The sequence below is a fragment of the Methanobrevibacter sp. genome (assembly GCF_017431965.1).
In the GTDB taxonomy this organism is placed as follows: domain Archaea; phylum Methanobacteriota; class Methanobacteria; order Methanobacteriales; family Methanobacteriaceae; genus Methanocatella.
This window is the reverse complement of sequence record NZ_JAFRKB010000005.1, coordinates 58,639-70,348: the sequence shown is the minus strand read 5'-3', so window position 1 is coordinate 70,348 and position 11,710 is coordinate 58,639. Positions and strand designations below refer to the sequence as shown.

The 11,710-nt window shown below is 33.7% G+C and carries 13 protein-coding genes and 1 tRNA gene; 9 read left to right on the top strand and 5 right to left on the bottom strand.

Features of this window, described 5'->3' with window-relative positions; all coding sequences use genetic code 11:
- The first annotated feature begins 66 nt into the window (after positions 1–66).
- The 7 genes from IJI93_RS01000 (at position 67) to IJI93_RS00970 (ending at position 6,298) form a co-directional block, all read left to right on the top strand.
- Positions 67–678 (top strand): V-type ATP synthase subunit E, encoded by a 612-nt coding sequence (locus IJI93_RS01000; protein ID WP_292818597.1) that lies wholly within the window; start codon positions 67–69, stop codon positions 676–678.
- Positions 679–693: 15 nt separating this feature from the next.
- A complete protein-coding gene (locus IJI93_RS00995; protein ID WP_292818594.1) occupies positions 694–1,848 on the top strand; it encodes a V-type ATP synthase subunit C in 1,155 nt (384 codons plus the stop codon).
- Positions 1,845–2,162: a V-type ATP synthase subunit F gene (locus IJI93_RS00990; RefSeq protein WP_292818592.1), complete on the top strand. Its 318-nt coding sequence runs from the start codon at positions 1,845–1,847 to the stop codon at positions 2,160–2,162. The genes IJI93_RS00995 and IJI93_RS00990 overlap by 4 nt, the downstream gene beginning before the upstream one ends.
- Entirely contained in the window at positions 2,159–3,901 is a 1,743-nt protein-coding gene (locus IJI93_RS00985) for an ATP synthase subunit A (protein ID WP_292818589.1), read from the top strand. Before IJI93_RS00990 ends, IJI93_RS00985 begins: the two co-directional genes overlap by 4 nt.
- Before the next feature lie 2 nt (positions 3,902–3,903).
- A complete protein-coding gene (locus tag IJI93_RS00980) occupies positions 3,904–5,295 on the top strand; it encodes a V-type ATP synthase subunit B (protein WP_292818586.1) in 1,392 nt (463 codons plus the stop codon).
- 27 nt (positions 5,296–5,322) lie between these two features.
- On the top strand, positions 5,323–6,003 hold the full coding sequence (locus IJI93_RS00975) for a V-type ATP synthase subunit D (protein ID WP_292818583.1): 681 nt from the start codon (positions 5,323–5,325) through the stop codon (positions 6,001–6,003).
- A gap of 145 nt (positions 6,004–6,148) precedes the next feature.
- Positions 6,149–6,298, top strand: coding sequence for a hypothetical protein (locus IJI93_RS00970; RefSeq protein ID WP_292818580.1), 150 nt, complete (start codon positions 6,149–6,151; stop codon positions 6,296–6,298).
- Here IJI93_RS00970 and IJI93_RS00965 read toward each other — a convergent pair.
- From IJI93_RS00965 to dnaG, 5 genes are all read right to left on the bottom strand, one after another.
- On the bottom strand, positions 6,270–7,454 hold the full coding sequence (locus tag IJI93_RS00965) for an ATP-grasp domain-containing protein (protein ID WP_292818578.1): 1,185 nt from the start codon (positions 7,452–7,454) through the stop codon (positions 6,270–6,272). The two genes, IJI93_RS00970 and IJI93_RS00965, sit on opposite strands and share 29 nt — an antisense overlap.
- A gap of 29 nt (positions 7,455–7,483) precedes the next feature.
- A tRNA-Gln gene (locus IJI93_RS00960) sits at positions 7,484–7,555 on the bottom strand.
- Between the two features lie 61 nt (positions 7,556–7,616).
- Positions 7,617–8,003, bottom strand: a complete 387-nt coding sequence (locus IJI93_RS00955) for a DUF1284 domain-containing protein (RefSeq protein ID WP_292818575.1) — start codon at positions 8,001–8,003, stop codon at positions 7,617–7,619.
- A gap of 50 nt (positions 8,004–8,053) precedes the next feature.
- Positions 8,054–8,659, bottom strand: coding sequence for a biotin transporter BioY (locus IJI93_RS00950; protein WP_366513262.1), 606 nt, complete (start codon positions 8,657–8,659; stop codon positions 8,054–8,056).
- Positions 8,660–8,850: 191 nt separating this feature from the next.
- On the bottom strand, positions 8,851–10,095 hold the full coding sequence (dnaG, locus tag IJI93_RS00945; protein WP_292818570.1) for a DNA primase DnaG: 1,245 nt from the start codon (positions 10,093–10,095) through the stop codon (positions 8,851–8,853).
- A gap of 448 nt (positions 10,096–10,543) precedes the next feature.
- Here dnaG and IJI93_RS00940 point away from each other — a divergent pair, with 448 nt between their 5' ends.
- Positions 10,544–11,287 (top strand): RraA family protein, encoded by a 744-nt coding sequence (locus IJI93_RS00940; protein ID WP_292818567.1) that lies wholly within the window; start codon positions 10,544–10,546, stop codon positions 11,285–11,287.
- Positions 11,288–11,398: 111 nt separating this feature from the next.
- A complete protein-coding gene (locus IJI93_RS00935; RefSeq protein WP_292818564.1) occupies positions 11,399–11,686 on the top strand; it encodes a Gar1/Naf1 family protein in 288 nt (95 codons plus the stop codon).
- The last annotated feature ends 24 nt before the right edge of the window (positions 11,687–11,710 follow it).

The following is an 11,710-nucleotide window of genomic DNA, read 5'->3' as shown; positions in this document are numbered from 1 at the left end:
ACGGTTTCTTGATTGCTATTTTACTTATGGTATTCGGTGGAATCTTAGGTTAAGGAGGCAATTTATATGAGCTCAGGCACAGATAAAATTGTTTCAAGCATTATGTCTGAAGCCCAAGAGAAAGCTGATGTAATCATTCAAAATGCTAATGCAGAAGTTTCAACAATTACTGCAAAAGCAGAAAAAACTGCTGAAGCTGAAAAAATAAAAATAGCAGATAATGGTAAGAAACAATCTGAAATGAGATATCAGCAAATTATCTCTGAAGCTAAGATGAATGCTCGTAGAGCGGAATTAGGCGCAAAAGAAGAAGTTATCGAAGCAGCTTTCACAAAAGCTACCGATGAGTTAAAAGCCAAAGCCGCTTCCGGTGATGAAGATTACGAAAATTCATTAAGTAAAATGATTAAAGAAGCTGCTGATGAACTTGGTAGTAAAGATTTAATCTTACAATTGAATGAAAGAGACACAGACAATATGAAAAGTCAACTCTCAGGAGTCTCTACTTTCCAAATTGAGGACATTACTTTCGAATTAGGTGAACCTATTGATGCTATAGGTGGAGCTATTTTAAAGACAAGTAATGGAGAAATTGAAGTAAATAACACTATTGAAGCTAGATTAGAAAGATTTAAAAGTATCTTACGTAGTGAAGTTGCTGAAATATTATTTAAATAATTAGGAGGATAAATTATGGCAGATGAAATTGCTACATTAATAAGTTCTGTTGGACTTACACAAGAAACATTTCTTGTATTCTGTATTCTTGCAGTTCTTATTGTTGGTGCAGTAGTTGTAATCATTACATCTAGACCAATTTTGGACATTTATCCTTATCTTAACCCTAGTGCAAGAGTAAGAGCTAGAAAAGGAAGATTATTTGATGAAAAACAAATTTCTGAACTTGTTGAAACCAATGATGTTGAAGAAGTTGAAAATTATCTCAAAGGTGTTCCTGAATATGCAGATGTTTTAGATGAGTACCCACTCGATAAGGCATTGGATGTTGAACGTGCTAACACTTATGACTTTGTTTCAAGAGTAGCTCCTAAGGATGTTAAAGATCCATTTGTCATAATGTCTAAAAAAACAGATATTGACAATATCAAAAGTCTTTTAACCGCTAAGGAAGTTGGTCTTACAGCTGATGAAACAAGAGAATTATTAATCCCATGTGGATCTTTATACTCTGAATTAGAATCTTTAGCTGATGCAGACACCGTAACTGACATTGTCACAAGTTTAGATAACACTGAATATGCAACTGCATTAGAAGACGCTCTTCCACAATACGAAGAAACTAATATGATTCTTCCGTTAGAATCTGCTTTAGATAAATATTATTTAGGCAAATTATTACGTTCTTCTGATGTTCCTTCCGATGAAAATAGACAAATATTATATTCATATGTTGGAACTCAAGTTGATGTAGCTAATCTTAAACTAATTATAAGGGCAAAAGAAGATGGACTTGATTATGATGCAATCTCTCCTTATATATTAGAAGAAGGATACCAATTACGTGAATGGAAACTTAAAGATTTAATGGAATCTCCTGATGTTACTAATGTAATATCCGGATTAGAAGGAACAAAATATTCTGATGCATTAACTGATGTAATGCCAATTTATAACGAAACTGGTTCAGTTGCTGTATTTGAAAAAGCATTAGATGTATATACATCTGAATATTCCAAATCATTATCTTCTAAAAAACCATTAGGAATTGGTCCAATTATTGGTTATTTAAGTCAAAAAGAAAATGAAATTAAAAATTTAAAAATTATTGCAAGAGCAAAAAGAGAAGCAGACTTCCCTAATTCTAAAATCATGGAGATGTTAATATGAGTTCTGTAGCAATTATAGGTGATATTGACACTGTATCTGGATTTAGACTTGGTGGTGTCAAAAAAGCAGAAGTTGTAACAACTGCTGAAGAAGCTATCGCAGCTTTTGATAAATTTTTAGATGAAGAAATTTCAATTATTATTATTACTCAATTAATGGCGAATGAAATAAGAAATCACATTAATAGAAAAATTGGTTCCGATGTATTACCAATGATAATTGAAATACCTGATAAAGATGGGTCCTCAGAAGGTTCATCTGATCAAATAAATGACCTTATTAAAAGAGTTATTGGGGTAGAGATGGTTAAATGATTATTGAAGGAAATATTATTAAGATTGCTGGGCCTGTTATTGTCGCAGATGGTATGAGAGGGGCTCAGATGCTTGAGATGGTTAGAGTAGGTGATGAGAAGCTTATTGGGGAAATTATTGAGCTTGAAGGTGACACCGCAACTATCCAAGTATATGAAGAAACAGCCGGTATCCAACCGGGTGAAGTAGTTGAATGTACTGGTGGAGCATTGTCCGTAGAACTTGGTCCAGGTATTATGAGTTCCATTTACGATGGTATTCAAAGACCTTTAAGAATCATCAGGGAAGAATCTGGTGATTTCATTGCAAGAGGTATTGATGTAGATTCTATTAACAAAGAGAAAAAATGGGAATTCAAACCTGTAGCAAAAGTTGGGGATGTTTTACAAGGTGGAGATGTTCTTGGTGAAGTACAAGAAACCACTGCTGTATTGCACAAAATTATGGTTCCTCCAACACTTGAAGGTGAAGTTACTGAAATTGCTCCAGCAGGTGAATACACAGTATTAGATGATATTGCTACTGTTGGTGGTGAAAAAGTACAAATGCTCCAAAAATGGCCTGTAAAAAGAAGCCGTCCTTATGTTGAAAAATTAGATCCGGATATTCCATTAGTAACCGGTCAAAGAGCACAAGATACTTTCTTCTCCGTTGCTAAAGGAGGAGCAGCTGCTATTCCAGGTCCTTTCGGATCAGGTAAAACAGTTACACAACAACAATTAGCTAAATGGGCTGATGCAGATATCGTTGTATATATTGGATGTGGAGAACGTGGAAACGAAATGACTGAAGTACTTACTGAGTTCCCATTCCTTGACGACCCTAAAACCGGTAACCCATTGATGGACAGAACTGTTCTTATTGCAAACACTTCTAACATGCCGGTAGCAGCTCGTGAAGCATGTGTATATACTGGTATTACAATTGCTGAGTATTACCGTGACCAAGGTTACGATGTAGCGCTTATGGCTGATTCAACCTCAAGATGGGCTGAAGCTATGAGGGAGATTTCTGGAAGATTAGAAGAAATGCCTGGGGAAGAAGGTTACCCTGCATACTTAGCATCCAGATTAGCTCAATTCTACGAAAGAGCTGGAAGGGTAGAAACTATTGGTTCAGAACCAAAAGTTGCATCTATTTCTGTAGTTGGTGCAGTATCACCTCCTGGTGGGGACTTATCCGAACCGGTTACACAAAACACATTACGTATCTGTAAAGTGTTCTGGGCATTAGATGCATCCCTTGCGGATAAACGTCACTTCCCTTCAATCGACTGGTTACAAAGTTATTCATTATATGTTGACAGTATTGAAGGTTGGTGGGCTGAAAATGTAGCTGCTGATTGGAGAGCAACTCGTGACCAAGCTATGGGATTATTACAAAAAGAATCCGAGTTACAAGAAATTGTACAATTAGTAGGTCCTGATGCATTACCTGAAACAGACCAAGCTACTTTAGAAACTACTCGTATGTTAAGAGAAGACTTCTTGCAACAAAATGCATTTGATGATGTAGATACCTACTGTGCACCTGATAAACAGTACAAAATGTTAAAAACCATTTTATTGTTCTACAAAGAATCTCTTGCAGCTGTTAACAGAGGTGCTCCAATTGCAAACATTGTAGCATTACCTGTTAAAGAAGAAATCGGTAAAATGAAATACATACCACAAGATGTATTTGATGAAAAAATTGCAGAAATTCAAGCAGCAATTACTAAACAATGCAGTGAGGCTTAAAAATGAATACAAATATTAAAACTAGAGAATATACTACTGTATCTGAAGTCTCAGGTCCTTTAATGGTTGTTGAAGGAGTAGAAGGCGTTGGTTACAATGAAATTGTAGATATTGAAACACCTACTGGTGAAAAAAGAAGTGGGCAAGTTCTTGAAGTAACTAAAGATGTTGCTGTTATCCAAGTGTTCGAAGGAACAAATGATTTAAACACAAAAAATACCAAAACAAGGTTCACTGGTCAAACCGCTAAAATTGGTGTATCCAGAGATATGATGGGACGTATCTTCAACGGTATTGGTAAACCTATTGACGGCGGTCCAGAAATTATTCCTGATGAAGAATTGGATATTAACGGGGCACCAATGAACCCGGCTTCTCGTGAATTCCCTGAAGAATTTATCCAAACTGGTATCTCTACCATTGACGGAATGAACACATTAGTAAGAGGACAAAAACTCCCTATTTTCTCAGGATCTGGTTTACCTCACAACGATTTAGCTGTACAAATTGCAAGACAAGCTAAAGTATTAGGTGCAGACGATGAGTTTGCAGTAATTTTTGCTGCTATGGGTATTACAAACGAAGAAGCAAACTTCTTTATGAGAGACTTCGAACGTACTGGAGCTTTAGAAAAATTAACAGTATTCATGAACTTAGCAGATGACCCTGCTATTGAAAGGATCTTAACTCCAAAAATGGCTTTAACTACTGCTGAATATTATGCATTTACCTTAGGTATGCAAGTATTGGTTATCTTAACAGATATGACTAACTACTGTGAAGCTTTAAGGGAAATTTCCGCAGCAAGAGAAGAAGTACCTGGAAGAAGAGGTTACCCTGGTTACATGTACACTGACCTTGCAGGTATTTATGAAAGAGCAGGACGTATTGATGGTAAAGAAGGTTCTATTACTCAGATGCCTATCTTAGTTATGCCTCAAGACGATATTACTCACCCAATTCCTGACTTAACCGGTTATATTACCGAAGGACAAATTGTATTGAGTAGGGAAATTTCCAGGAAAGGTATTTACCCTCCTGTAGACGTACTTCCTTCACTTTCTCGTTTGATGAGTGGTGGTATCGGTGGAGACAAAACTAGGGATGACCACAGTGGTGTATCTGACCAACTTTATTCCGCTTACGCTGAAGGTCGTGAATTAAGAGACTTAGTAGCGGTTGTAGGGGAAGAAGCACTTACTGAAAGGGATCAGAAGTTCTTAGAATTTGCTCAAGAATTCGAAGATCAATTCATTACTCAAAGTAAAGATGAAGACAGAACAATCTTCGAAACCTTAGACCTTGGTTGGAGTTTACTTAAAATCTTACCTAAAGCAGAACTCAAAAGGGTTAAAGAAGAATTTATTGAACAATACCTTCCAAAAGATGACTAATCTCATTACAGTAATGTAGGTGATTAAATGGCACAAGATATTATAGATGGAATTAATCCAACTCGTATGGAATTATTATCTCTTAAAAACAGGACTAAACTAGCTGTTAAAGGGCATGGTTTACTCAAAGAGAAAAGGGATGCTTTAATTAAAGAGTTTTTTGATATCTTGGATCGTGTCAAAGGTATTCGTGAAAATGCAGAATTAAGTCTAAAAGAAGCTAATGATGCTTTAATCGAAGCTCAAATTGCTATGGGTGATTTGGCGGTTAAAAAAGCTGCTTTATCTGTAAAAGAATCTATTGATGTTGAAATTACATCAAGAAGTGTTATGGGAGTTTCCGTACCTGTAACTAATGTTAAAATGGAAGAAAGGTCTATTATTGACAGAGGTTATGGTTTCTCTGACACTACAATTCAATTAGACGAAGCTGCAAAGAAATTCGAGGAATCTCTTAAGTATTTAATTGAACTTGGTGAAGTAGAAAAAACTATTTTCCTACTCGCTGAAGAAATTGAAGCTACTAAACGTAGAGTAAATGCTTTAGAACATATTATGATTCCAAGATTCCAAAATACTGAAAAGTATATTGATATGAGACTCCAAGAAATGGAAAGGGAAAACTTTGTTAGATTGAAAATGATTAGATCAACTATTGAGAAAAATGAAAAGGCTGCAGCTGCTGCGGCTGAAGAAGCTTCAGAATAGAAGCTCTAAATTTTTCTTAATTTTTTTCATTTTCTTCTATTTTTTATTATTTTTTAAATTAAAGCTTGAATATTAGTTTATTTTTAAAAAAAATTTATTTGAATAAGTTATTGTAAAAATTTTTCTTACTAGAAATGGTGTAAAAATGAGAAGAAATCCAATTGACCAATTTATGAAGGACCCTGACAATAAAGCGAGGGTATTTATGTGGATGACTTATGCAATGATTGCCACTACTTTTTTAATAACAATTGGAGTAATATTATTCATTCTTTATCTAGTTGGCGTTTTTTAGCTATGCTGTTTACTTTTTCACTGGCTAATTCTACTTTTTCATATAATTTTTCAAAACTTTTATCTTTATCAATGATTGTTAACAGGGGTTGTGATTTTTCAGTTATTGAGCCTATGTGTGGCAGGTCATAGATGTTTTTTAAATCTATTTTTTCATATTTCATTCTTGTTGGTGAGTAGATTATTTTTTTATAGGAATAATATTTAGCTTTAGGAATTTCGATAATTTCACCGAAGCATGATTTGATATGTGCATCAAGCATGTTTATTCCAAGTGACATTTCAACACATTCAAATGTACCTTGAAGTCTCGGATTAATCTCAATCACATATAATCCATTTTCATTTAAAATGTAATCGACACCGTTCGACCCAATCAAGCTAAATTTTTGAGCCAGCCTTTCGGATATATTTTTCATCTCATCATTTAACCCATCAATATTTTCAACATCGGCCATAATTGATTCATTTGTTAAGGGCAGAATATTTCCAACATAAATGAAACTGTTATTTTTTTCAAAGTCATTCACTGTAAGCAGCCTGGTATTCATGATTGTTTTTGCATCACATTTGCTGCATAGCAGTGATGAACTCAGGCTGATTCCAGACACATATTCTTGAAGGATAAACTCCCCTTCATTAAGTTCAATATCTGTATTATTATCTAGCAGATTTATGTCATACCCTCCACTTCCTTTAACGGGTTTTAAAATAAATTGAATGTCTGGGTAAGTTTTATCTATTTCAAAGGCTTCATCCATATCATTTATAGCAAAAGTCATCGGGCTTAAGAATTCTTCTTTTATCTTTTTGTAAAATTTGTGCTTGTCTTCAATATCTCCAACATCCCTATTTCCCAAAATCTTTTTTTGATCTTTTTTTGAAAACTCACTTGGTGAAACTCCAGAAATTGGAATGATGTAGTCAACTTCATCGATATAATCTTTTGATATTTCCAAAAGATGTTTGCTGTCGAAGTTATCTTCAAAGCTTCCGCAGCTTACATCGTTTTCTTCCATTAATATGATTTTCTGGTTTTCGATTGTTGGAGTGTCTGAAGTTGAAAAATAACTGGTTGAAAATATACTGTAATCTAGTTTTAATGCACTGTTAAGCATACTTCTTGTATCAATTCCAATAAGCAATAGCTTTTTCATAAAATATCAATAAAAAATAGTTAATTAAATAGTCCCGAGCGGAGTCGAACCGCCGTCTCCGGGTCCAAAGCCTAGAAGGATTACCACTACCCTACGGGACTATGTTTGTTGTAATACAACATTTAATATATCTTTATTATGTAGTATTTAAAAGTATCGGTTTCATAGTTTTTGGTAAAATAAACACTCTTCATGCCACTTACACTTAGAACATATATTATTTACCTTTTCCTTAGAATTAAATATATTTTCTACTTTTTTAAATAAATCAGCAGAATTATATTCCCTTACTGGATTTAGTTTAGATAATACCTCATTATCCATTGATATTATTCTTTCATTTTGAGCATTATTTTCACATAAATTATTTTTTAAATTAGGACAGGCTTTACAAATGTCATCAGCTTCATTAGTGATTGAAATAGTGGTGTCGTCTAATTTTCTGGCTTGATTAATTTCATCCATATTCTTGACGAAATCCTCGTCATATCCATATCCTTGAAATCCTTGAAGACATAACAGGTGATGCCCTCTCAAAACAAGTTTCATAATAATCAATAAAAATAAATTAAAAAAAGAAAAGGTTTTTTTTAAACCTTTTAGTCTTTTGGTAAAAATACTTTAGATACTGATGCAGCACCTAAGATTTTAACAATATCTCCTATAATAAATGGAACAAGACCCATCATTAAAAGATTAACAACACCTAATGTTGCACCTTGTGTTAAGGAGAACCATAATGCTAATCCTGCAAGACCTGGAATGTATATCAATGCAAAGTTTGCAACAGCAATGACAATTGCCATTCTTGTGAAGCTGCGTGCCTTAGCATATTTTTCGGTAATTGCTCCAATAAAGTATGATGCAATAACGAATCCTATGAAAAATCCGCAGGTTGATCCTAAAAATATTTCAAGTCCACCAGTCATTCCACCAAACCATGGGATGAATGCAATACCTAAAATGATATATAGTATTTGGCTTAAGCATCCGTATTTTTTACCTAAGAATAAACCAGAGCATAAAACTGCGAAAGTTTGTGCAGTGATTGGTACTGGAGTCCATGGTAGGGGGATAATGATTTGTGCCATTATACCAGTAAAACATGCCATCATAAAGGACATAAGAATTTTAGTAGCGGTACTAGCGTCTTGAATTCTTTCAAAAACATTTTTTCTAGTACTATAATAATTATCCAAATTGATATTCATTTTATTCCTCCAAATTCTAAATTCTATAATATCTTTGTCAATTATATTATTTATTGTTTATGAAAAATAGATGTTTTTTTGGCAATTTGTGTATTAGGGTAAAAAATATTTTTAAAAAATTTCTTTTAATGTAAAAATAAGTAAAGTGGGAAATAGAGAATACTATTTCCTTTAAATTAATTTTTTTAGTCAATAGTTATTAATTTCACATTATGTGGTTTTTTAACTATGTTCATTGATTTGAATGCGACTAATTTTTTAATTCCTTTTTCGGAAGCTACGTCAGCCAATCTTTGGCTGATAATACCGTCAAATATGACGCTGTCAGCGGTTCCATCTATATTTTTAATTTCTTCATAGATGTTTTCCACTTCCACTTCTTTGGTCATATTCAATGCTTCATCCAAAATAGCTCCGCTTCCAGTTCCTTCGAATTCTTTTAGCATATCTTTCATAAGGGTAACTTCATCATCTTCGACGACAGGTTCCGGCGCAACTTCTTCACGTGGAGTGAATTTTTGCTGTCTTTTGGAATTTCTGTTCTGATATCTTTTATTGTCCCTTTTATGATGATTGCCGTTAGATTCATTTAAGATATTGTTAGTGGCCAGGAACTGTGCTGTAGGAACTTTATCTCTAAGTGCAACTAAAACTTCATCTTTTTCCAAGTCTTCAACTTCTTTTCCTTTAGGAGCACGAGTAATATAGTCAACTTCACCGATTTGCAAGAGTTCTTTCAAGATAAGTTCTCCACCTCTGTCACCATCTACAAATGCGGTTGTGGTTCTTTTTTTACTTAACTCACCAATTGATTGAGGAACGCTTACTCCTTCAACTGCGACAGTATTTTTAATACCGTATTTAAGTAAGTTCAAAACATCGCTACGGCCTTCCACTACGATAATTGCATCGGATGTGTGAATGCTTGGGCCTGCTGGTAAGCGATCATCACCGTATTCAGAGATTTCGTGAACCCTCATTGCTTCTCTTACTTCTTCAATCATTTTCATACTTGCCGGACCAACGCTTTCAACCATGTTTTTGTAAATTTCTTTAGCACGGTTTACAACTTGTTCTCTTTTGACAGCCCTAACATCCTCAACTTTTAAAGTTTGAATTTCGGCTTCACAAGGTCCAACACGATTGATTGTTTCAAGAGATGCAGCGAGTATGGCGGTTTCAACCCTGTCTAAACTGGATGGAATCACGATTTCACCTTTAGCTCTGCCGCCGTTGGAATGAATGTTAACTTGAATCCTCCCAATTCTTCCAGTTCTTTGAAGTTCTCTTAAATCTAAATCGTTACTAAGTAAACCTTCAGTTTGCCCGAATACAGCACCAACAACATCAGGTTTTTCAACAATACCGTTGGCAGTAATTTGGGCATGAATTAAATATTTTGTTGTAGTTAATTCTTCACCTTTTCCCATTTTTAAGCCTCCTAAGCTTAATTTAATCGGGATAATTTATGTAATAACTAAAAATTTATAATTATTTTTAGGCAATAAACTTGCATAAATTATACGATAAACATATTTGCCTATTATACACTAAAAAAAGAGCCAATACATTCGGAGTGTCATTCTATTAAGGGTTTACTAATTCCTACATTTAATCTTTATTCTGAAATATATAAAACTCGCTAATCTTTGATTCCTTAATATTTGATTTTTCTCCTGTCTTTGAATTAATTAATAATAATTATAATAATGATAATGTAAATAAACTCTCTAATGAGCATATAATAATTAAGTATTTTTTTCAATACTACAATTAATAATTTTAGCATAACTAATATATAAAATATTTTATATTTCAAAAATTTTTTAACAAAGTTTTGATATAATATAATTATACAAAAGATGAAACGGTGAGCTAATGAGTGTAACTCCAAAAGATATTTTGAATAAAAATAAGAATTTAGAAAAAAGAGTTAAAGTTGAGGATATTGATTTAAACAATGTCACTGTTGATGATTTAACATTCAGTGGCAATAACTATAAGGAACACATCAATCTTTTATCTCTACTTGAAAATATTTCAGCTTGTCAGATTTCCGATGCGTATAATGGAGTATCACATAGGCCGGGAACAATTAAATCAATCAAACCAATCAACAACCTAAAAGTATGGGGAAAAATTTATACTGCAGAGACAACAAGCGATGATTGGGGAACATCTGCACTGGCTATTGATGATGCCGGTGAAGGCGATATTTTATTTTTCAAAGTCGATAATGATGATAAAGCTATTTGGGGTGAATTGGCATCAACTTGTGCAAAAAATAATGGCGTCAAAGCAACTGCGGTATATGGATCTGTCCGCGATTTAGATGCTCTTTTGGATATGGATTATCCGGTTTTCGCATCAAATTTTGTTCCTAATGCAGGCATGGCACTTGGTTTGGGAAAACTAAACCAACCAATTGAAGTTGAAGGCACCCAAATTAATCCTGGAGATTTTTTCTTTGGAGATGAAAGTGGAATTGTTGTTATCCCAAAAGAGTTATTCACTAAAGTCATGATTTCTGCACTTGGTGTCAAATTAAAAGAATCCGCTATTGTAGAAAAGTTAGCCGATGGGGTCACTCTGGGACAGGTTGTTGGCCTCAGAAAAAAATAGAAAAACATTTAAATAAGTAACTTAATTTATATATAAATATTACCGATATATTTATATACTACTTTCTTTTAATATATAAACGATACAGATTTGATTTTTAAGTTTGATTATATGAAATTCTTAGGAAATAGTTTGCATATTGCAAACTCTGGTAAATTAATAGCTAGATCTTCTAAAACACCGACTGCCGGTGGAATTGTTTTTGATAGTAATAAAAATAAGATTGGGAAGGTCAGTTATGTTTTTGGACCAACAAAAAAACCATATATCTCTATTCGATTGTTTAAATCAGCAGATAGGGATATGATTGCAAAAAATTATGGTGAAAAACTATTTGTATCAAAACCAAAATCCAAAAAACCTAAAAAAAGGAGGATGAAAACACGACACAAGAAGTAAAAGAAACTCCTAGTAGACAACGTA

What these genes read in the sequence shown, in the direction of transcription:
- IJI93_RS00995 (WP_292818594.1), top strand. Translation starts at nt 694, where the DNA reads ATGGCAGATGAAATTGCTACATTAATAAGTTCTGTTGGACTTACACAA.
- IJI93_RS00955 (WP_292818575.1), bottom strand. Translation starts at nt 8,003, where the DNA reads ATGAAACTTGTTTTGAGAGGGCATCACCTGTTATGTCTTCAAGGATTT.
- IJI93_RS00980 (WP_292818586.1), top strand. Translation starts at nt 3,904, where the DNA reads ATGAATACAAATATTAAAACTAGAGAATATACTACTGTATCTGAAGTC.
- IJI93_RS00965 (WP_292818578.1), bottom strand. Translation starts at nt 7,454, where the DNA reads ATGAAAAAGCTATTGCTTATTGGAATTGATACAAGAAGTATGCTTAAC.
- IJI93_RS00970 (WP_292818580.1), top strand. Translation starts at nt 6,149, where the DNA reads ATGAGAAGAAATCCAATTGACCAATTTATGAAGGACCCTGACAATAAA.
- IJI93_RS00935 (WP_292818564.1), top strand. Translation starts at nt 11,399, where the DNA reads ATGAAATTCTTAGGAAATAGTTTGCATATTGCAAACTCTGGTAAATTA.
- dnaG (WP_292818570.1), bottom strand. Translation starts at nt 10,095, where the DNA reads ATGGGAAAAGGTGAAGAATTAACTACAACAAAATATTTAATTCATGCC.
- IJI93_RS00985 (WP_292818589.1), top strand. Translation starts at nt 2,159, where the DNA reads ATGATTATTGAAGGAAATATTATTAAGATTGCTGGGCCTGTTATTGTC.
- IJI93_RS00940 (WP_292818567.1), top strand. Translation starts at nt 10,544, where the DNA reads ATGAGTGTAACTCCAAAAGATATTTTGAATAAAAATAAGAATTTAGAA.
- IJI93_RS00990 (WP_292818592.1), top strand. Translation starts at nt 1,845, where the DNA reads ATGAGTTCTGTAGCAATTATAGGTGATATTGACACTGTATCTGGATTT.
- IJI93_RS00975 (WP_292818583.1), top strand. Translation starts at nt 5,323, where the DNA reads ATGGCACAAGATATTATAGATGGAATTAATCCAACTCGTATGGAATTA.
- IJI93_RS01000 (WP_292818597.1), top strand. Translation starts at nt 67, where the DNA reads ATGAGCTCAGGCACAGATAAAATTGTTTCAAGCATTATGTCTGAAGCC.